Origin of the sequence: Tenacibaculum sp. XPcli2-G (assembly GCF_024124505.1) — a bacterium.
Lineage (GTDB): Bacteria > Bacteroidota > Bacteroidia > Flavobacteriales > Flavobacteriaceae > Polaribacter > Polaribacter mesophilus.
In genome coordinates this window covers 1-19,934 of sequence record NZ_JAMXSH010000002.1, presented here as the reverse complement: position 1 = coordinate 19,934, position 19,934 = coordinate 1, and the positions used below count along the sequence as shown (strand labels likewise).

Sequence of the window (19,934 nt, the reverse complement as noted above, 5' to 3'; positions counted from 1 at the left end):
TCAAATAACCTCATAAAAAGCTCTCAAATATACATTAATTTAACTGTGCTTTTTATAAAATACGGGATATAATATTTTATTTTTAAATAAAACAATAATATGTTTGCATTAAACAAAACGTACTAGATAAGTACAAGTTGCTATGGAAAATTAATATTTTATAAAAGCGAAAGATTAATCTTTCGCTTTTATGTTTTTTGTATAATATTTAATTAAACTCAATTAAAAGGTTTATTACACGAAATGATAAAATAGTAATACATTTGTGTTAAAATAAATTTCATGTATTTTAAACTACCAAAGAAAAGATATAACCATACACTTCAGTTTTTACAAAAACATCTTACAGCTCCTGCTACAATACTAGATTTAGGAGTGCGTAACCCGTTTTCTGAAATTATGGAAGAAAATGGATATACAGTTTATAATACAAATGGGGAAGATTTAGATTTATTACCCCAAATTGTAAAAGATTATAATGTAGATGCAGTAACGGCTTTTGAGATTTTTGAACATTTATTAGCACCATTTAACGTGTTAAGAGAAATTAAAGCACAAAAAATAATAACCACTGTTCCTTTAAAGTTATGGTTTGCAAGTGCGTACAGAAGCAAAACAGATATGTGGGACAGACATTATCATGAGTTTGAAGACTGGCAGTATGATTGGTTATTAGAAAAATCAGGTTGGAATATTGTTGATACTGAAAAATGGACAAGTCCAATAAACAAGTTGGGTATAAGACCTGTTTTAAGAAAATATACACCTAGATATTATGCTGTATATGCTGAGAAAGAGAGAAAGGGATGAAGATAGGAATGGTTTTAGATAAGACGTTTCCTCCTGACCCTAGAGTACATAATGAAGCAATAGAATTAATAAAATCTGGACATGAGGTTTTTTTATTTTGTTTAACTTATGGTAATGAGCCAACATCAGAACTTGTAGGTAAAATAAAAGTAAAAAGATATGAGTCAAATAAGTTAGAGTATAAGTTATCTGCTTTGGCTTATACTCTCCCATTATATTCTCTTTCACTAAAGAAAAAGATAATACATTTTCTTAATAAATATGATATAGAGGCTATTCATATACATGATATGGTTGTAGCTGAAGCTGTAATGTTAGCCAATAAAAAGAAGCAGCTCCCGGTTGTATTAGATTTACATGAAAATAGGCCTGAGATAATGAGGTTTTATCCTCATTTAAAAAAGTTTCCGCAAAATATTTTAATATCAACAAACAAATGGAAGCAAAAAGAAGAAGAGCTTATTAAGAAAGCTAGTAAAGTAATAGTTGTTACTCAAGAAGCAAAAGAGGAAATATATAAGAGAACAAAAATAAAATCTGATAAAGTTATTGTTGTTCCTAATACAGTAAGAAAATCATTTTTTGAAAAGCAAGATAATTTTGAAGAAAGCTCAAAAAGAGATACTTTTAACTTACTATATATAGGAGATACAGGAGAGAGAAGGGGAGTAGCTACAGCAATTAAAAGTTTACCAGCATTAAAAAAGGAAATAGAGAATATTCGATTAGTAATTGTAGGAAGTCTAAACACTAAATTAAAAAAGTTATCTGAAGAATTAAAAGTTGAAGAACAAGTATGTTTTGAAGGGTGGCAAGAAGAAACTACATTTCCTAAGTATATAAAACAGAGTAATGTTTGTTTGTCTCCTTTACACAGAAATTTACATCACGATACTACACATGCTAATAAATTATTCCAGTACATGAGTTTAAGGAAACCTTTGTTGGTAAGCGATGCAACAGCTCAAAAAAACATAGTAGAAAAAGTAAATGCCGGATTGATACATGAAGCAAAAAATGTAGAAGATTTTACTGATAAAGTACTGAGGTTATATAAAGATGAGCTGCTGAGAAAAGAATTAGGAAAAAACGGAGAAGCTTTTATTCGAAATGAATTTACATGGGATAAAACCTCAAAAGAATTAATAAACCTATACAATAGTTTAATTTGAAAGTATTAATAATTACATACTATTGGGTGCCGGCAGGAGGTTCAGGTATACAAAGATGGTTGAAGTTTGTAAAATATTTGCGAAATTTTAATATTGAACCAATAGTTTACACAGTTGAAGATGCTAAATATCCGATAGTTGATACAACATTAAAAAAAGATCTTCCTGAAAATTTAACGGTTTTAAGAAACTCAATTTGGGAACCTAATGACTTGTTATCTGTTTTCAAGAAAAAAGAAACGAAAACAAGTGCTGGTTTTTTAGATCCTAATCCAAGTTTAATAGGTCAGGTAATGCAATATGTTCGAGCTAATTATTTCATTCCTGATGCAAGAAGGTTTTGGGTAAAGCCTTCAGTTAATAAGCTAAAAAAATATTTAAAAGAAAATACTATTGATGTTATTATAACTACTGGACCACCACATAGCTTGCATTTAATCGGATTAAAGCTTAAAAAAGAATTAGGATTGAAGTGGGTAGCAGACTTCCGTGACCCTTGGACAGATATTGATTATTTTCATCAATTACCACTCACGCAAAAATCAAAAGCAACACATCATCAATTGGAGCAGGAAGTGTTAAGATATGCCAATGCGGTATTAGTTGTAGGTAAAACTATGAAAAAGAATTATGAAAAATTTTCTAATAATATTCATGTTATTACTAATGGTTTTGATGCAGAAGAAAGTAGAGAAACAAATGTAATACTAGATAAAAAGTTTTCAATTACGCATATAGGTTTGATGAATGATGATAGGAATCCTGAAGTTTTATGGAAAGCATTATCAGAGTTATGTAAAGAAGATAAAGAGTTTACAGAAGATTTAGAAATTAAACTAATAGGGAAAATAGCGAAAGGAGTTAAAAAATCTTTAGAAACACATCAATTTAAAAATATTACAAAAATTACTTATCTACCTCATAAAAAAGCACAACAACAACAACAAACATCACAAGTTTTATTGTTAGCAGTAAATAAAGTACCAAGTGCTAAAGGAATTATTACAGGTAAAATATTTGAATATTTACAAGCAAAACGCCCTATCTTAGCAGTGGGTCCAGAAGATGGTGATTTAGCAGAAATACTTGCTAAAACTAACTCAGGAACTATTGTTGGTTTTGATGATGTAGTAAAAATGAAAAAAGAAATTAAACTTCTTTATAATCAATATAAGAAAGGGATTTTAGAGGTTAATTCTAAAAACATAGAGCAATATCATCGGAAAAAGTTAACAGAGAAATTATCTATAGTATTAAAAAAAGTCGTTAATTCTTGAAAAAAATAATAACCATATTAGGAGCACGTCCACAGTTTGTAAAAGGAGCTGTATTAAGTAGAGTGATTCAAAAGCATAATGAAGTAGAAGAAATAATAGTGCATACAGGGCAACATTTTGATGCTAACATGAGCGCTGTTTTTTTTGAAGAAATGCAAATACCTAACCCCAAATATAATTTAAATATCAATGGTTTAAGTCATGGTGCTATGACGGGGCAAATGTTAGAAAAAATAGAAGAAATTTTAGTATTAGAAAAGCCAGATGCAGTTGTTGTATATGGAGATACAAATTCGACGTTAGCAGGAGCTTTAGCAGCTAAAAAACTACATATAAAAGTAGTACATATTGAAGCGGGCTTGCGTTCATTCAATATGCAAATGCCTGAAGAAATAAATCGTATTTTAACAGATAGAATAGGAAACCTACTAAGTTGTCCAACAGATACTGCTGTATCAAACCTGAGAAATGAAGGTTTTGATAGTTTTGATATTTTGATAGAAAAGCATGGTGATATCATGAAAGATGCTGTAGAGTTTTATAATCAAGTTTCCGAAGAGAAGTCAACTATTATTAAAGACTTAGGTTTAGAGAAAAAAGAGTTTGTGTTAGCAACAATTCATCGTCAAGAAAATACTGATGAAAAAGAGAGATTAGCTAATATTTTTGAAGCTCTTGAAAAAATTAATGTTTCTAAAAAAGTAGTATTGCCATTGCATCCAAGGACAAAAAAAATGTTAGAAAAGTACAAATTAAAGTCTAATATATCCTTTATTGAACCTGTAGGGTATTTTTCTATGTTAGAGTTATTAAAAAATTGTGCTCTTGTTATAACTGATAGTGGAGGTTTACAAAAAGAGGCTTTCTTTAATAAGAAGTTTTGTGTTATAGCAAGAGAAGAAACAGAATGGAAAGAGTTAGTAAGTAATGGTTATGGAGCTATAACAGGAGCTAATTCAGGAAAAATAATTAATTATTTTCAACAGTTTTTAGCTACATCAAAAGATTTTAAAGAGCCATTATATGGAGATAATGTTGGAGAAAAAATATATCAATCAATATTAAAATTAATAAAAGAATAAATTGGGAATTGTATTTAAACAATCGTTCAGGAATACTCTAATAATATATTTAGGATTTTTGATTGGAGGTATTAATACCTTGGTGTTATATACACGATTTTTAGGAGATGAATATTATGGATTAGCAACCTATGTTTTTTCGGCTTCAAACTTAATTATGCCTGTTACAGCCTTTGGAGTTCACTTTACAATTATCAAGTTTTTTTCTGGATATACTTCAAAAGTAGAAAAAGATAAATTTTTAAGCTCTATAATTTTTTTACCATTATTTATAGCGATTCCAATAGGATATTTTTGGAGTTTATTTCATAATTGGATTATGAGTTATGTGGTAGAAAATGGAAGTGGAGGCAACCTCATAATTGAAGATTATACTATTTATATTTATATAATCGCTGTAGCTTGTGCTTATTTTGAAGTGTTTTATTCTTGGGCAAGAGTACAAATGCAATCGGTTTTTGGGAATATTTTAAAGGAATTATACAATAGAGTAGCTGTGATGGTTTTACTTTTTGCTGTGTATTTTAACTTTATAACAAAAGAAGAGTTTTTAGTATATATGTCAATAGCTTACATATTAAGAGTACTCCTAATGATGGGGTATGCTTTTCGTCTATATACACCAAAATTTACCTTCAGTTTACCAAACAACTTTAAAGAAGTTTTACGATACACTTTTTATATCATTTTAGCAGGTAGTGCAGGAGCTATTATCTTAGATATAGACAAAGTAATGATACCAGGAAAAGAAGGTTTTGCTACAGCTGCATATTATACGGTAGCTGTGTTTATAGGATCATTTATAGAAGCACCAAGTAGGGCAATGGGGCAAATTTTACAGCCATTAACCTCTAAGGCTCTTAATGAAGATAACCCAAAAGAAACAGAAAGTTTATATAAGAAGAGTTCTATTAATTTATTGTTGATTGGCGGGCTGTTTTTTGTCTTAGTAAATTGTAATGTGGAGGAGTTATTCAGGTTGATGCCAAATAAAAATTATGGAAAAGAAGGAGTATTAGTAGTATTATTGATTTCGTCTGCAAAGTTATTTTTAATGTCATTAGGTAGTAATGGTGCTATTATAAGTAATTCTAAATTTTATCGTATTACGTTACCTGTAGGTTTAGGAATGGCCTTTTCTGTATATTTTTTGAATAGTTACTTTTTTAATGATTTAGAAATGGGAACAAAAGGGTTGGCACTAGCAACACTTATTACAGTTTTGGTGTTTAATACCTTTAAACTATGGTTTGTAAAAGAAAAGTTTAATATGACCCCTTTTACTAATAAAACATTTTTAATGATTCTTGTTGTCTTAATTATGTTTTTAGGGTTTAATTTTTGGAATTTTTCAATACCTAAGTTTTATCTTTTTGACTTTCCAATTCACCCAATAGTAAACATTGTTTTAAAGAGTATATTAATTATAGTAATTTATGTCTTTGTCGTAGTAAAATTATCTATTTCTGAGCAGATTAACAATCTAGCCAAAAGGTATATAAAGTAAAAAGACCTGCACACAAAGGGAACAAGTCTTTTCTTAATAATAAGGGGGAAATGAAACATTAAAAAGGGGGAAATGCTTCGGTGGCAAATATATATAAAATAACTAAATAACCTCTTAGTTTATGTTAAAAAATAAAGAAATACTAAAATAGTATGAAGAAAGTTATTTTAGGCTTATATTAATTTTTTCTAAAAAACTAATAGTATTAGCACCTTCCATAAACAAAAGATCTAAAATAGATAAATTAGGTATAAATCCGTATTTATCATCAAACATTTGAATATAAGAATCCATTTTTATTTCAACTCCTTTTTTAGCAATAGCTAAAGCTCTATAATCAATGCTCTCAGGGGTTAGTTCGTAACTGGAAGTTTTGTTAAATTGCTGTTTAATTTGTAAAGCATCAGTTACAAATAAATGAGTATCAATATTCAAGTCTTGTAAAAACGTGTACTTTTTATTGAAAATAGCTTGTAAATCATCTTCAAAAAATTCAAAAAATGGAGAAGAACGATAAGCTGATTGTAATGACTTAAAATGTTGTTGTTGCCAAGGGAAGTCATTTTCTACTAAGGTGTCTTTGGTCTTTTTTCTACCTTCTTTTGTTTTATGTTTAACAGGAATATTAAGAGCTAATTTACCATTGGCTCCATAAATATAACAGCGATTACGATAGGTTTGCTTTTGATAATTATCTTCTATTTCAAAAGTAATAGCATCCGATTGATAGATTGCTGCATACTGTGAAATAGGAGCAAAATAAGTTGGAATAAAAAGTGACATTATGCTTTTTTCTTTTTACTTTTTCTAAAACTGTACACGATATAACCTCCAATCAACAATAAAACTAACCAAAGGTAAGAAACAGGTTTACCACTTCCTCCAACAGTTGTAAACATTCTGTCCCAACGAATAGAATTTAACTTAGCAATAAAACTAGGTGCATTAGCATCCCAACTTAACCAAATCATAACAGGTTTACCAACTACGTGGTCAAAAGGCACATATCCCCAATTTCTAGCGTCTAACGAACGTTGACGATTGTCTCCCATCATCCAGTAGTAATCTTGCTTAAAAGTATATTCTTTTGCTTTCTCACCATTGATATAAATGTCGTCTCCAAAAATTGTTAAATTGTTATTCTCATATCTACGAATAATCTGCTCATAAAAAGGAATTGTTTTAGAATTTAATTTAACAGTAGCTCCTTTTTTAGGAATATATATTGGTCCAAAATTATCCGAAGACCAAGCATATCTTGGGTCATGAGGAAAAACTGATTTGTCATAAGCTCCTTTTGGAGTTAAGTGTTTTTTAATACTTTTTACAATAGGGTTTTTAGCTATTAAAGCAGCCTCTTCATCAGTTAAATTTAATACATATTTATCACCTTGCATTCCCCATTCTCTGATATTGTATCTTTTTACAGCACCTTCACTAAACTTTTCACCGTTAGTGTCTACAATATGCAGCCATTGTGGTTTTGCTCTATCAGGTAATACGGTTTTCTTTCCATTAATAAATACATAACCATCACGAACTTCTAAAGTATCACCAGGAGTACCTACAGCACGTTTTACGTAGTTCGTACGCTTATCAATTGGTTTATAGGTAAAGTTACCAGAGTTATCTCCCCACATTGTGGCTAAAGAGTCTGAAGGCCAGCTAAAAACAACGATATCATTACGCTTAATTTTTTGAAAGCCAGGAACACGCATATAAGGTAAAGAAAGCTTGTTTAATAAACCTTCCTTGTTTTTATCATCAGATAAAAATGATTTTATACCCAATCCAGGAATAGTATCGTGTGCCATTGGTGCAGCAACGGTAGTCATTGGTACACGTGCACCGTAATGAAACTTACTTACAAATAAATAATCACCAACTAATAAGGTTTTCTCTAAAGATGAGGTAGGAATAGTGTATGGTTGCATAATATAAGTATGTACTAAAGTAGCAGCAATAATAGCAAAAGCAATAGAGCTAACCCATTCACCTAAAGGAGATCTTGGTTTTAAACTTCTGTTTTCAATATATTTTGCATCTGTAAAATAATTGATATAATAGATATATAATCCTAAAGTTAGAATAGCTAAAATAGTATCAGGTCTTTTGTTAAAACCAAAACTTCTACAAGTTTCAACCCAAATAATAGGGAACATTAATAGGTTAACTATAGGAATAAACAATAAAATCACCCACCATTTTGGACGATTTATTATTTGCATCAATACAATAGCATTATAAACAGGTATAGCAGCTTCCCAAGCTTTTTTACCTGCTTTAGTATATAGCTTCCAAGTACCTAAAAAATGAACAACTTGTATGAATAAAAAGAATAAAAACCATTCAGTAAATGTCATAATCTATATATTTTGTAGTTCCATTAAGGAATAAAATTCAATTTTATTTGTGTGTTTCTTGAGCTGTTTGTTACGTTATTAACCTAAGTTTAACACATCTCGCATAGTAAAAACACCTGTTTTATTATTTAACCACTCAGCAGCAATTACAGCACCTAAAGCAAAACCTTGACGATTATGAGCTGTGTGTTTAATATCAATAGTATCTATTTCAGAATTGTAAGTCACGGTGTGAGTACCTGGAACATTCGGAGTTCTGATAGCTTTAATAGGAATATTTTCTTCTGATGTTTTTTCGTCTAATTCCCAAGCTTTTTGGTTAGTATTTTCAATAACACCTTCTGCCAATGTAATTGCAGTACCGCTTGGAGCATCTAACTTTTTAGTATGATGAATCTCTTCAATAGAAACATTATATTGTTCTAAAGTATTCATCATTTTAGCAAGTTGTTTGTTTAGTTCAAAGAAAACATTAACCCCTAAACTAAAGTTAGAGGCATAAATAAAAGCACCGTTTTTTTCATTACATAAATCAACAATATCGTTGTACTTATCTAACCAGCCAGTAGTTCCAGAAATAACAGGTGTATTATTGTTAATACAATTGCTGATATTGTCGTGTGCTGAAGAAGGAATGCTAAAGTCTATTGCTACATCAGCTTTTGTAATATCATACACTTCTTTTCCAGAAGTTTTTATAACGATTTGATGTCCTCTTTGTAAAGCAATTTTTTCAATTTCTTTACCCATTCTACCATAACCAAGTAAGGCTATTTTCATTTTAAAAAGAATATTTTAGTGTTAAACCAACTTTTGGGGCTTCAATAAATAAAGGATCAGGAGTTATTACTGGTTTTACAGATAAGCTATCGTCTGTGTCAAATTGTAATAAGTGTGCATTAACACTAGCTTCAACAATTTGCAAAACATATAAAAGTACACCAGTTAATAATGATAAATCTCTATTTTTTCGTAAAGTTTTTTGAGCAGATTCTAATCCAGGTGTTGAAATAAATGGGTTTCCGTCCTTACCATTGAATTCATCAGATAACCCTTGGTTTCTTAGCTTAAAAGCTGTTCGGTATCGATCATACTGATCACTATTATCAATATAAAAATATGCACTAGCACCTATTGCAGCCCATACTACTGGTGCTTTCCAATATTTTCCATTATAAATTTGCCCGCCTCCGGGGAAAATAGCTGAGTAAAAGGCAGCTTTTGAAGGTGACAAAGGATTGTATTTGTCACTTGTTAACTGAAGTTGTTTTGCCCTAACGGCAATAGAATCTTTTTGAGCAAAAGTATTTTGAAACAAAAAAAGACTAAAAAAAGCGAATATGATTATACGTACGTTCAATTACTTTAGTAAGTTTTTAATACGGTTAAAATCTTCTTCAGAATGAAAAGGAATAGAGATTTTACCTTTTCCACGATTGTTCACTGTAACGTCAATTTTATGTCCAAAATAGTCGCTAATATCCTTAACACTTTCAGAAATATAATTAGGTAAAGCTTTCTTTTTGGCTGTTTTAGCAACCTTACCAGCTTTTAGGTTCTTTACAAGTTCTTCAGTTTGACGTACTGATAGTTTATCACGAACAATTTTCTCATAAATATTTAATTGATCAGAGTTACTATCAACATTGATCAATGCACGACCGTGCCCCATTGAAATAAAACCATCACGCATTCCTGTTTGAATAATAGGATCTAGCTTAAGTAAACGTAAGTAGTTAGTAACTGTAGAACGCTTTTTACCAACACGGGTACTTAGTTCTTCTTGAGTAAGTTGAATTTCATCAATTAAACGTTGATAAGAAAGAGCAACTTCAATTGGGTCTAAGTTTTTACGTTGAATATTTTCTACCAACGCCATTTCTAACATTTCCTGATCGTTTGCTAAACGAATGTAAGCAGGAACGGTTTTGTTTCCAATAAGTTTAGAAGCTCTAAAACGACGCTCTCCAGAAACTAATTGAAACTTATCGTTTGATAGTTTACGTACAGTAATAGGCTGAATTACTCCTAATTCTTTAATAGAACTAGCTAATTCGCGCAACGCTTCTTCATCAAAATAAGTTCTAGGTTGGTAAGGGTTTACATCTATTGAGTTTATATCAATCTCAATAATATTTCCAACCAACTTATCTGCATTTTTGTCTTCTGCTGAGTTTACTTCTGCAGTTTCCTTTAATAATGCTGATAAACCTCTACCTAAAGCTTGTTTTTTTGTTGCTTTTGCCATGTACAGTAATTATGCGTTTTTAGTTAAAATTTCGTTCGCCAAATTTAAGTAATTTACGGCACCTTTACTCGTTGCATCGTATGAAATTATACTTTCTCCATAACTTGGTGCTTCACTTAAACGGATATTTCTGTGTACTATTGTTTCAAAAACCATAGAACTGAAGTGTTTGCGTACTTCATCTACCACTTGGTTTGACAAGCGTAAACGAGAATCGAACATAGTTAATAACAAGCCTTCTATTTCTAGCTCTTGATTGTGTATTTTTTGAACACTCTTAATTGTGTTTAATAATTTTCCTAAACCTTCTAAAGCAAAATATTCACATTGAATAGGGATAACAACAGAGTCGGCAGCTACTAGAGAGTTTAAAGTTATTAACCCTAAAGATGGGGCGCAATCAATTAAAATAAAATCGTAATCATCTTTAATATCTTCTAACGCTTTTTTTAACATGTACTCGCGTTGTTGCTTGTCTACCAATTCAATTTCAATAGCAACTAAATCAATATGAGCAGGAATTAAGTCAACGTTTGGAGAGTCAGTTTTTAAAACAGTGTCTTTCGCAGAGATCGTGTGTTCTAAAACCTGATACGTTCCAATTTCTATACTTTCAACGTCTAAACCTAAACCAGAAGTAGCATTTGCTTGGGGGTCAGCATCAATTAACAACACTTTTTTTTCTAAAACACCTAAAGCCGCAGCTAAGTTTACAGATGTAGTAGTTTTACCTACGCCACCTTTTTGATTTGCAATTGCAATAATTCTACCCATTATAATTTATAAAGTTTGAAAGAGGTAAATTTACAATTATTTCTCATTTTTGAAAGAGAAAGATATTAAATAAAATAACAAAAGCCACAGAGTTTTGATTCTGTGGCTTTTGTAATTTTTATATGTAGAAAATTTATTACCCGTTTAACATTACTGGCATAACAAGCATAGTTACTAACTCGCCTTCTTCAGTACCGTCAATTGGAGTTAAAATTCCAGCTCTATTTGGTAAGCTCATTTCAATTAAAACGTCGTTAGAGTTTAAGTTGTTTAACATTTCGCTAAGAAAACGAGAGTTAAACCCAATCTGCATATCGTCACCTTGATAATCACAGTTTAATCGTTCGTCAGCTTTATTAGAGTAATCTAAATCTTCTGCAGAAATATTTAATTCAGTACCCGCCATTTTCAAACGAATTTGATGTGTTGTCTTACTAGAGAAAATAGATACACGACGTACAGAATTTAAGAAAGAAGCTCTGTCAACAGTTAATTTGTTTGGATTTTCTTTTGGTATAACAGCTTCGTAGTTAGGGTATTTTCCATCAATTAATCGACAGATTAATACAACATTATCAAAAGTAAATTTGGCATTAGTATCATTATATTCAATAGTCACATTGTTTTCTGACCCCCCTAAAATTCCCTTTAATAAGTTTAAAGGTTTTTTAGGCATGATAAATTCGGCTGATTTATCAGCAGTAATATCGGTACGTGTATATTTAACTAATTTATGAGCATCAGTGGCTACAAAAGTTAATTCTTTTGAATTGAACTGAAAAAATACACCACTCATAACAGGACGTAAATCATCATTACCAGCCGCAAAAATAGTTTTAGAAATAGCTGTAGCTAAAATATGAGAAGGGATTTCAGTGCTGCTAGGAGAAGGTAATTCTACAGCTTTAGGGAACTCATCTCCACTAAAGTATGCCATGTCATATTTTCCTTGTTCCGAAATAATCTCAATAGTGTTATCTCCTTCAATCTTAAATGTAAGAGGTTGTTCAGGAAATGTTTTTAAAGTATCTAATAATAAACGAGCATTTATAGCAATCGCTCCAGTATCAGTACTTTCAACTTCAATAACTGATGACATGGTTGTCTCAAGGTCGGAAGCTGATATTTTTAATTCGTTTTCAGATAGTTCAAATAAAAAGTTATCTAAAATTGGTAACGTGTTATTGCTATTTATAACCCCACCTAAAACTTGTAGTTGTTTTAATAATTGTGAGCTAGATACGATAAATTTCATTTAGTAATTTTTCTATTTATTAGACTTACAAATATATCTTAATTTGATGATTTTAAAAATTATTTTTTCAAAGAGTGCAATACTCTTAATTAAATTGATAATTTAATTGTATTGTACCATAAAAATTTCCTTTAGGAACACGCGAACTTTTAAGTTTTTTTGTATGGTAGTTTATGGCATAACCAAAATTAAAACGATTACTTGTAAAACGAATTCCAAACTCCGTTGTAAATTTAAAAGGTTCTACATCAAACGTTACAGGGCTTTTTTTGTTTAAAAAGCTACCTTCAATAGTTGCGTCATAAGCAACATAATGAAGCATTGGTTTTAGGTATAAAAAAACTTCCGTCTTATTTTCGAAATTAGTGTTTTTATTGTTTAAGTTTCCATGAAAAGCAATAGAATTAATAATACTTTCTAGAGGCTTAAAGCCAATACGAGTAAATAAACCAGTTGATAAATCAGTATAAACAGTACCTAACCTAGCAGAGTTTGTCCAGTTAAGGTCAAAAACATTGCCTTTAGTTATTTTTTTAATATAATCGACCTTTAGATTAAGAGCAAAAGCATCTTTTATTTGATAATCCCATCCAGTAGCTTCTTTAAAACCATACATTTTATGTATAATTCCTTGAAGTTCTTCACCAAAAGAATAAGATCCAATAGTTCCTATTTGTAAAGCTGTTTTGAGAATAGATTTATTAGCGTAAAATCGGTTAACCCCAAAACTACCGAATAAGTAGCTAGCAAAAGGACGATCATGTTCTTCAATAGTTTCAACAACAGCCTTATAAGGAGTGTACATATGGTGACCTAATTGGATTTCATATATTTTTTTATCAATATTTTCAGCTTGCTTTTTACTTAAGAAGCGGTATGTTAAAAAGGCTCCGTTTGTATAATATCGATCTTGATAGGTGGAAACATATAAGTCATTATCATTTAAAAAACTTAATTCTTTGTCATATTTACGTTGTGAGAATAGATAGAGAGTAAATAAGATAAATAAAAGTGACATGTTTTTTTTCATAGGTGTAAATATCGTATTATTTTAGCACAACCTTGGTTAAATTATTAACAAGAATAATTAATAAACATATGAAAGAAAAGCAAGTATTAACAATTGAAGATTTTGAAAGTGTTTCTACAAATGAAGAGTTGCTAGCAATTATAAAAAAAAAGGAAATTTCAATAACCAAGGTTCAGGTAAAGTTAAATTACGAAGAGGAACTGAAAAAACTACAGATAGAGTTAGTGAAACTTCAGCAATGGATTGCGCAAAATAAGAAGCGAGTAGCAGTTATCTTTGAAGGAAGAGATGCAGCAGGGAAAGGTGGGAGTATAAGACGTTTTATGGAGCATATGAATCCGCGTTCTACTCGTTTAGTAGCTTTGAATAAACCTACAGATGTAGAAAAGGGACAATGGTATTTTCAGCGTTATATTAAAGAATTACCAAATCCTGGAGAAATAGTTTTTTTTGATCGTAGTTGGTACAATAGAGCTGTAGTTGAGCCTGTAATGGGGTTTTGTACGGACGAGCAGTATAAGAATTTTTTGGTTCAAGTGCCTGAATTTGAACATATGTTATATGAAGATGGAGTTGTTGTGATAAAATTTTGGTTATCAATTTCAAAAGAAGAACAGTTACGTCGATTTAATTCTAGGAATAATAATCCTTTAAAGCGTTGGAAGTTCAGCCCTGTAGATAAACGAGGACAAGAGTTATGGGATAAGTATAGTCATTATAAAAATGAAATGTTTAGTAAAACGCACACAGCTTATAGTCCTTGGATAGTAGTAAAGACAAATAACAAAAAAGAAGCTAGAGTTGAGTGTATGCGTCATGTATTGTCTCAATTTGATTATAAAGGAAAAGAAGAGGCGCAAACTATTTTAACACCAGATCCAAATATAGTAATGCGTTATTATCGTTCAGTAAAACATTTAGATTAATTATGGGAAAGTTAACTCAAAGAGATGTAAATAAATTAAATACAACAAGAGGATTAAAGGCTTTACTGTCTAAATCTTTTAATATAGAAAGAGCAATTCGATATGTAGATTACGAACGAAAGTTAAAAAAATTACAAGTAGAGTTAATTCGTTTACAAGCTTGGACAATAAAAAAAAATGAACGAATAATTGTAATTTTTGAAGGAAGAGATGCTGCTGGAAAAGGAGGGGCAATACGTAGAATTACAGAACGTATCAATCCTCGTCATATGCGAATAGTAGCGCTTCCTAAACCAAATGAAGATGAAAAAACACAATGGTATTTTCAAAGGTATGTAGAACAGTTTCCAAAAGCAGGTGAAATAGTTTTTTTTGATCGCAGTTGGTATAATAGAGCAGTAGTAGAACCAGTTAATGGTTTTTGTACACAAGAAGAGTATGAGGTTTTTATGAATCAAGTAAATGATTTTGAACGTATGATTTTAGAGTCAGGTATTCGTTTGGTAAAAATCTACATGTCTATTAATAAAAAAGAACAAGCTAAACGATTCAACGATATAAAAAACAACCCATTAAAACAATGGAAAATGACGCCTGTAGATGAAAAAGCGCAAGAACTTTGGGATAATTATACAGAGTATAAAAAGGCAATGTTCTCAAAAACAAATACAGAAATATCTCCATGGAAAGTTATTCGAGCAAATAGGAAAACTATAGCAAGAATAAGTGTGATTAATCACATTTTAAAAAGTATACCTTATGACAAGAGTATAGAAGTGTAGCTAAGATAATTTTTGATAAATTTCTTCGAAAATAAAAAATAACTCACCAGCAATTTGTTTACTAACTTTTAAGTATGTTTCTTCGGTTAAGTCTGTATTGTCAGATGTTTGAGGGTCGTTATAAGGCAAATGAAAACGTTCAATAGCATCAGGTATATATGGACAGTTTTGGTCGGCATTATCACAAGTAGTTATAGCTACAAAAGGATAACTGTTTTGGGGGTGATCATATAACTTAGAAAAACCTAAAATTGATTTTTTAGTTCCTTTAAAAGAAACTAAGTACCTTGGATTCTGGTGAGAAAAATCAACAACGTTAAAGATAAAGCCAGTTTTTTGTAAACATTTCACTGTGTTTCTATGAAAAGAAGTGGTTTCTGTTCCGCCAGAATAGGTGAACATGTTCTTTAAGTTAAAATATTCAATAGCAAAAAAGCTCCACACTTGTGCAAACTGACTTCTACGAGAATTATGAGTACAAATAAAATTTAAATTTATTTTTTCTCTGTCAAGATATTCTTCGTAAATAGTGTCTATTATTTCAAGCAATAAATCTTTTCGGTCTTCGGTAAGGGTTAACTCTTTTTTAGCTTCCTCAAAGAAAATTTTTGTATTGATATTCTTAGTGTTTATCATTTATTTGCAGTTATTTTGCATAATTAAATCATTTGCAAAAATACAAGCTAATACCCTTTTGGCTAATTAAATAAAGGTTAAGGATGTGTTTAGAAATAGGAAATAAAGTAGCAGTAATTGATGCTGATATTAAAGGAGTTGTAACAAAAATTAAAAATGAAGAAATTTTTGTTAAAGATGAGGGAGGAATGGAGTATTGTTTTCTTAGGAAAGAGCTAGTAAAAGTTGAGGTAGATCAAAGTGAGTTAAGTAAATATTCGGATATTAACAATCCAATGCTTAAAGCCAAGACTCAAAATAAAGAAAAGAAGAAAAAAACATCTTTTATAAAAGATAAGAGAGAAGTGGTAATGGAAGTAGATTTACATGCTGAAAAGCTGTTAAAATCTACAAGAGGAATGGATAATTTTGATATTTTATCAATACAAATTAATACAGCAAAACATAAGTTAGAGTATTGTATATCTAAAAGAATATCAAAACTAGTTTTAATACATGGAGTAGGAGATGGAGTTTTAAAAACTGAGTTACAGTATTTATTAAATAATTATCCAGTTAAATATTACGACGCTTCTTATCAAAGATATGGGCAAGGAGCAACAGAGGTATATATTTTTCAGAATCAATAATTTTTTGAAAACATAACTATCGTTAAGAAAAACTTATTTTTGCTCTATGAAATCTGTTTATTTAGACAATGCCGCAACAACACCTATGTTGCCCGAAGTTATTGAGGTTATTCAACAATCAATGCAAACCAATTTTGGAAATCCGTCATCCATACATCAGCATGGTAGAAAAGCTAAAGCAGCTGTTGAAACAGCTAGAAAGAGTATAGCGAAACATTTTAATGTGTCTTCAAGTGAAATCATTTTTACAGCAGGAGGGACCGAAGCTGATAACTTAATTTTGTTTAATGCAGTCTTAAACTTAGGGGTAGAGAGAATTATTACTTCCAAGATAGAACACCATGCAGTTTTAAACACTGTACAGTTTTTAGAAGAAAAACATAATCTAGTAGTAGATTATGTTAAGGTAAATGAAGAAGGAGCTGTTTCAATGGAGAGTTTGGGGAATTTACTAAATAAATCAAAGAAAAAAACTTTGGTGAGTTTAATGTATGTGAATAATGAAATAGGTAATTTACTATCAATAGAAGAGGTTGTAGCATTATGTAAAGAGCATGAGGCGTATTTTCATTCAGATACCGTACAAGCTATTGGGCATTATGATATAGACTTACAAAAAACACAAATAGATTTTATCACTGCAAGTGCACATAAGTTCCATGGACCTAAAGGGGTTGGTTTTGCTTATTTTAAAAAAGGGATTGGAATATTACCAATGTTACATGGTGGTGAACAAGAAAAAGGAGCAAGATCTAGTACAGAAAACGTACATTCAATAGTTGGAATGGAAAAAGCGTTGACTATTGCTTTTGAAAATTTACAAAAAGACAAAAAATATATTTTTGGATTAAAGGAATATTTTACAAAAAAAATAAAAGAAGTTATTCCAAATATTAGAGTTAATGGAGAGTCAATAGAAAAGACTAGTTATACAATTGTAAATATACAATTTCCTTTAGAGGATAAAATGCTGTTATTTAATTTAGATTTATCTGGGATAGCTGTTTCTGGAGGTAGTGCATGTCAAAGTGGAAGTAGTAAAGGATCTCATGTGTTACGAGAACTCTTAAGTGAAAAAGAAGAAAGGAATGCTTCTGTAAGATTTTCATTTAGTAAATTAAATACAATTGAAGAGATTGATTATAGTTTAAATCAGTTAAAAATGATATTAAACAAATAAAAAAGTTGTTTTTATTTGTTTTAAAGCTTTTTTTTTATTTATTTGTGCTTAGCATTTAATAAGGAATAAAACTCTTTGAGAGGTGTGTTTAAGAGGTTTATTTGTTATAAGCTTTAGTTATTTTAAGCGCTTTAGATATATTTTTTTATTATAATGTGACTTAAATTGTTAATTTTACGTCTAATGTTTTAGTGAAAGTAAAAAAAGTTTACTTTTGCACATTCAAAATTTTAGAGGCCCCCCACGAGAAATAAGTTGTATAAGAGCAACTTAATGTTTTGTGTGGGGCTTTTTTGTATCCCACTGTATTGTTTATTAAGAATAAAAGTCTTGAAGAATTTCAAGGAATAAAATTGTATATATAAAATAAAATATATTAATATGGGGGAGAGTTACATTTCAAATAACTTTATAACAAGAAAAGATATTAAATTCTTTTTAACCTTAATTTTTCTAAGTGTAATAGTGCACTTAAGGGCTCAAGTAGCAGTTACGCCTAATCCTACAGCTTTAGAAATAGCAACAGAGTTACAGTCTGCAGGAGTAGTAATAACAAACCCTGTTATCACTAGAGGTGCAACAAATCAAATAGCTCTTTTTACAAATGGAGATGGAGGAGCTAACTTAGAACTTGATAGAGGTATAGCTTTTACAACATCTAATGTTAATCAGGTTTTTGTTACAAATAATGAAACAGGGTTGTCTGTAAATGCTTCTGGAACAGATCATATAGATGCTGATTTAACAGCTATAGATTCTCAAGCAACCAGAGATGTAGTTGTTTTTGAATTTGATTTTAGAGCATTGCCAAATTATACAGGAGTTCTTTTAGAGTATCAATTTGGTTCAGAAGAATACCCAGATTATGTAGGGTCTCCTTTTAATGATGTTTTTGGTTTTTTCGTGACAGACCCATTTGGATTAGATCCAACAATACCAAATATGGCACCAGGTGCAAACTTAGCACAGGTACCCGGTACTACAAACCCAGTAGCAATTAATAACATAAATGCAGGTTTTAGAGGGAATTCAGGAGGTGGAGCAAACTATCCAGGTATTACTCCTGATTTGTCGCAAGGTGCATTATATATTAATAATGGACATGTTTTAGATAATGATGCTGACCCAAATAATGCTGGTCCTTTAAACAACAACCCTGGAGCCACTCCTATTGGTGTAGAGTTTAATGGTATTACTAGAAAACTAACAGCAAATATAAATTTGACACCAGGTATAACATACCATATGAAAATAGCTATTGCGGATGTGACCGATTCAAGTTTTGACTCAGGGGTATTTATTACAAGAGTTGGAGGTGTACCTATTATAGTTGCAGAAGATGATTTTGGAGAAATAGTAAGTACAAATGGGGGAGTAGCTGTAGCAAATGTGTTAACAAATGATACTGTAGCAGGTATAACTAATCCATCAGCATCAGGAGTAGAACTATCAGAAGTTAGTTCTGAAAACCCAGGAATAACATTAAACACAAATACAGGAGAAGTTTCTGTAGCACCTGGTGTGCCAGCTGGTGTATATGAATTAGTATATAGTTTATGTCAACCTTCAACAAATTGTGATACAGCTATAGTAACAGTAACAGTTTTAGCAGATAGTGATGGAGATAATGTTGCAGATAGAGATGATTTGGATGATGATAATGATGGTATTTTAGATACGGAGGAAAATAATTGTACAGGAACTATCAGTTATGAGTTTTATAACTCCTATCCATTATCAAATACAGTAGACGATATACCAACTACAGGGGCTTTAGCAACAGGAACAAGTACTAATTTTAATGTAGATCAACTGTGGGCGCTACATACCCCAGGGGATCATGAAACATTTAGTGTTAGATACAAAGGGTTGTTAAGAATAGATACAGATGGGGCTTATACGTTCTATACAACATCTGATGATGGGTCTAAACTGTTTATAAATGGTATAGAAGTCGTTGACAACGACGGACCACATGGAAGTCAAACACAAAGTGGTCAAATAACTCTTAAATCAGGAGTCCATGAACTCGAAGTATTATTTTATGAAAGAACAGGAGCAGAAAATTTATCTGTAGAATATGAAGGGCCATCCATATCAAGAAGAAACTTACCATTCTCTAGATTAAGCTGTCTGTTAGATTCCGACAATGATGGAATTCCGAATCATTTAGATTTAGATAGTGATAATGATGGGTGCTTTGATGCAGTAGAAGCAAGTGAAAATGTTTCTTCTGGTCAGTTAGACGGAAATGGAAGAATAG

Annotated in this window: 19 protein-coding genes; 10 read left to right on the top strand and 9 right to left on the bottom strand. The window is 30.7% G+C overall.

The annotated features are described in order from the left end of the window. Nucleotides 1-282: 282 nt before the first annotated feature. The 5 genes from NH341_RS04690 to NH341_RS04670 are packed head-to-tail and all read left to right on the top strand — an operon-like array spanning nucleotide 283 to nucleotide 5,848. Nucleotides 283-810 carry a methyltransferase gene (locus NH341_RS04690; RefSeq protein ID WP_253055818.1) on the top strand — a complete coding sequence of 176 codons (528 nt, stop codon included), beginning with the start codon at nucleotides 283-285 and terminating at the stop codon, nucleotides 808-810. Continuing rightward, the gene (locus NH341_RS04685; RefSeq protein ID WP_253055816.1) at nucleotides 807-1,982 is read left to right on the top strand and encodes a glycosyltransferase family 4 protein; all 1,176 of its coding nucleotides are present in this window, start codon (nucleotides 807-809) and stop codon (nucleotides 1,980-1,982) included. The genes NH341_RS04690 and NH341_RS04685 overlap by 4 nt, the downstream gene beginning before the upstream one ends. Continuing rightward, nucleotides 1,979-3,259 (top strand): glycosyltransferase, encoded by a 1,281-nt coding sequence (locus tag NH341_RS04680; RefSeq protein ID WP_047789660.1) that lies wholly within the window; start codon nucleotides 1,979-1,981, stop codon nucleotides 3,257-3,259. The genes NH341_RS04685 and NH341_RS04680 overlap by 4 nt, the downstream gene beginning before the upstream one ends. Next, on the top strand, nucleotides 3,256-4,341 hold the full coding sequence (wecB, locus tag NH341_RS04675) for a non-hydrolyzing UDP-N-acetylglucosamine 2-epimerase (protein ID WP_047789661.1): 1,086 nt from the start codon (nucleotides 3,256-3,258) through the stop codon (nucleotides 4,339-4,341). Before NH341_RS04680 ends, wecB begins: the two co-directional genes overlap by 4 nt. A gap of 1 nt (nucleotide 4,342) precedes the next feature. Continuing rightward, nucleotides 4,343-5,848, top strand: coding sequence for a lipopolysaccharide biosynthesis protein (locus NH341_RS04670; protein ID WP_047789662.1), 1,506 nt, complete (start codon nucleotides 4,343-4,345; stop codon nucleotides 5,846-5,848). A gap of 162 nt (nucleotides 5,849-6,010) precedes the next feature. On the opposite strand, the gene NH341_RS04665 is transcribed toward NH341_RS04670, so the two are convergent. From NH341_RS04665 to NH341_RS04630, 8 genes are all read right to left on the bottom strand, one after another. After that, nucleotides 6,011-6,631 carry a WbqC family protein gene (locus NH341_RS04665; RefSeq protein WP_073183200.1) on the bottom strand — a complete coding sequence of 207 codons (621 nt, stop codon included), beginning with the start codon at nucleotides 6,629-6,631 and terminating at the stop codon, nucleotides 6,011-6,013. Beyond that, the gene (lepB, locus tag NH341_RS04660) at nucleotides 6,631-8,211 is read right to left on the bottom strand and encodes a signal peptidase I (RefSeq protein WP_253055814.1); all 1,581 of its coding nucleotides are present in this window, start codon (nucleotides 8,209-8,211) and stop codon (nucleotides 6,631-6,633) included. Before lepB ends, NH341_RS04665 begins: the two co-directional genes overlap by 1 nt. A gap of 78 nt (nucleotides 8,212-8,289) precedes the next feature. Next, the gene (gene dapB / locus NH341_RS04655; protein ID WP_253055812.1) at nucleotides 8,290-8,991 is read right to left on the bottom strand and encodes a 4-hydroxy-tetrahydrodipicolinate reductase; all 702 of its coding nucleotides are present in this window, start codon (nucleotides 8,989-8,991) and stop codon (nucleotides 8,290-8,292) included. A gap of 1 nt (nucleotide 8,992) precedes the next feature. After that, nucleotides 8,993-9,571 (bottom strand): DUF5683 domain-containing protein, encoded by a 579-nt coding sequence (locus NH341_RS04650; protein WP_253055811.1) that lies wholly within the window; start codon nucleotides 9,569-9,571, stop codon nucleotides 8,993-8,995. Further along, complete coding sequence (locus NH341_RS04645; protein ID WP_253055808.1) at nucleotides 9,572-10,459, bottom strand: ParB/RepB/Spo0J family partition protein; 888 nt, start codon at nucleotides 10,457-10,459, stop codon at nucleotides 9,572-9,574. Nucleotides 10,460-10,468: 9 nt separating this feature from the next. Next, on the bottom strand, nucleotides 10,469-11,233 hold the full coding sequence (locus NH341_RS04640) for a ParA family protein (protein ID WP_047789668.1): 765 nt from the start codon (nucleotides 11,231-11,233) through the stop codon (nucleotides 10,469-10,471). A gap of 136 nt (nucleotides 11,234-11,369) precedes the next feature. Beyond that, the gene (gene dnaN / locus NH341_RS04635) at nucleotides 11,370-12,488 is read right to left on the bottom strand and encodes a DNA polymerase III subunit beta (RefSeq protein ID WP_047789669.1); all 1,119 of its coding nucleotides are present in this window, start codon (nucleotides 12,486-12,488) and stop codon (nucleotides 11,370-11,372) included. An 85-nt stretch (nucleotides 12,489-12,573) separates the two neighbouring features. Continuing rightward, nucleotides 12,574-13,506 carry a lipid A deacylase LpxR family protein gene (locus NH341_RS04630; RefSeq protein WP_253055806.1) on the bottom strand — a complete coding sequence of 311 codons (933 nt, stop codon included), beginning with the start codon at nucleotides 13,504-13,506 and terminating at the stop codon, nucleotides 12,574-12,576. Nucleotides 13,507-13,586: 80 nt separating this feature from the next. On the opposite strand from NH341_RS04630, the gene ppk2 (NH341_RS04625) reads away from it, so the two are divergent. Both ppk2 (NH341_RS04625) and ppk2 (NH341_RS04620) read left to right on the top strand, forming a co-directional pair. Next, entirely contained in the window at nucleotides 13,587-14,444 is an 858-nt protein-coding gene (gene ppk2, locus NH341_RS04625) for a polyphosphate kinase 2 (RefSeq protein WP_047789745.1), read from the top strand. A 2-nt stretch (nucleotides 14,445-14,446) separates the two neighbouring features. Beyond that, on the top strand, nucleotides 14,447-15,226 hold the full coding sequence (gene ppk2 / locus NH341_RS04620) for a polyphosphate kinase 2 (RefSeq protein WP_047789671.1): 780 nt from the start codon (nucleotides 14,447-14,449) through the stop codon (nucleotides 15,224-15,226). Here ppk2 (NH341_RS04620) and NH341_RS04615 read toward each other — a convergent pair whose 3' ends face one another. Further along, on the bottom strand, nucleotides 15,227-15,862 hold the full coding sequence (locus tag NH341_RS04615; RefSeq protein WP_159490724.1) for a hypothetical protein: 636 nt from the start codon (nucleotides 15,860-15,862) through the stop codon (nucleotides 15,227-15,229). It abuts the gene before it with no gap. 83 nt (nucleotides 15,863-15,945) lie between these two features. Here NH341_RS04615 and NH341_RS04610 point away from each other — a divergent pair, with 83 nt between their 5' ends. From NH341_RS04610 to NH341_RS04600, 3 genes are all read left to right on the top strand, one after another. Further along, nucleotides 15,946-16,491 (top strand): Smr/MutS family protein, encoded by a 546-nt coding sequence (locus NH341_RS04610; protein ID WP_047789673.1) that lies wholly within the window; start codon nucleotides 15,946-15,948, stop codon nucleotides 16,489-16,491. A 46-nt stretch (nucleotides 16,492-16,537) separates the two neighbouring features. Beyond that, complete coding sequence (locus NH341_RS04605) at nucleotides 16,538-17,671, top strand: cysteine desulfurase family protein (protein ID WP_173361187.1); 1,134 nt, start codon at nucleotides 16,538-16,540, stop codon at nucleotides 17,669-17,671. 381 nt (nucleotides 17,672-18,052) lie between these two features. After that, nucleotides 18,053-19,934: choice-of-anchor L domain-containing protein (locus NH341_RS04600; protein ID WP_253055804.1), on the top strand; the 1,882-nt coding region annotated here is incomplete at its 3' end.

Excerpts from the sequence above, each read along its gene's own strand:
- dapB (WP_253055812.1), bottom strand. The coding sequence starts at position 8,991 with ATGAAAATAGCCTTACTTGGTTATGGTAGAATGGGTAAAGAAATTGAA.
- NH341_RS04640 (WP_047789668.1), bottom strand. The coding sequence starts at position 11,233 with ATGGGTAGAATTATTGCAATTGCAAATCAAAAAGGTGGCGTAGGTAAA.
- ppk2 (WP_047789671.1), top strand. The coding sequence starts at position 14,447 with ATGGGAAAGTTAACTCAAAGAGATGTAAATAAATTAAATACAACAAGA.
- ppk2 (WP_047789745.1), top strand. The coding sequence starts at position 13,587 with ATGAAAGAAAAGCAAGTATTAACAATTGAAGATTTTGAAAGTGTTTCT.
- dnaN (WP_047789669.1), bottom strand. The coding sequence starts at position 12,488 with ATGAAATTTATCGTATCTAGCTCACAATTATTAAAACAACTACAAGTT.
- lepB (WP_253055814.1), bottom strand. The coding sequence starts at position 8,211 with ATGACATTTACTGAATGGTTTTTATTCTTTTTATTCATACAAGTTGTT.
- NH341_RS04665 (WP_073183200.1), bottom strand. The coding sequence starts at position 6,631 with ATGTCACTTTTTATTCCAACTTATTTTGCTCCTATTTCACAGTATGCA.
- NH341_RS04630 (WP_253055806.1), bottom strand. The coding sequence starts at position 13,506 with ATGTCACTTTTATTTATCTTATTTACTCTCTATCTATTCTCACAACGT.
- NH341_RS04690 (WP_253055818.1), top strand. The coding sequence starts at position 283 with ATGTATTTTAAACTACCAAAGAAAAGATATAACCATACACTTCAGTTT.
- NH341_RS04645 (WP_253055808.1), bottom strand. The coding sequence starts at position 10,459 with ATGGCAAAAGCAACAAAAAAACAAGCTTTAGGTAGAGGTTTATCAGCA.
- NH341_RS04605 (WP_173361187.1), top strand. The coding sequence starts at position 16,538 with ATGAAATCTGTTTATTTAGACAATGCCGCAACAACACCTATGTTGCCC.
- NH341_RS04610 (WP_047789673.1), top strand. The coding sequence starts at position 15,946 with ATGTGTTTAGAAATAGGAAATAAAGTAGCAGTAATTGATGCTGATATT.
- NH341_RS04685 (WP_253055816.1), top strand. The coding sequence starts at position 807 with ATGAAGATAGGAATGGTTTTAGATAAGACGTTTCCTCCTGACCCTAGA.
- NH341_RS04615 (WP_159490724.1), bottom strand. The coding sequence starts at position 15,862 with ATGATAAACACTAAGAATATCAATACAAAAATTTTCTTTGAGGAAGCT.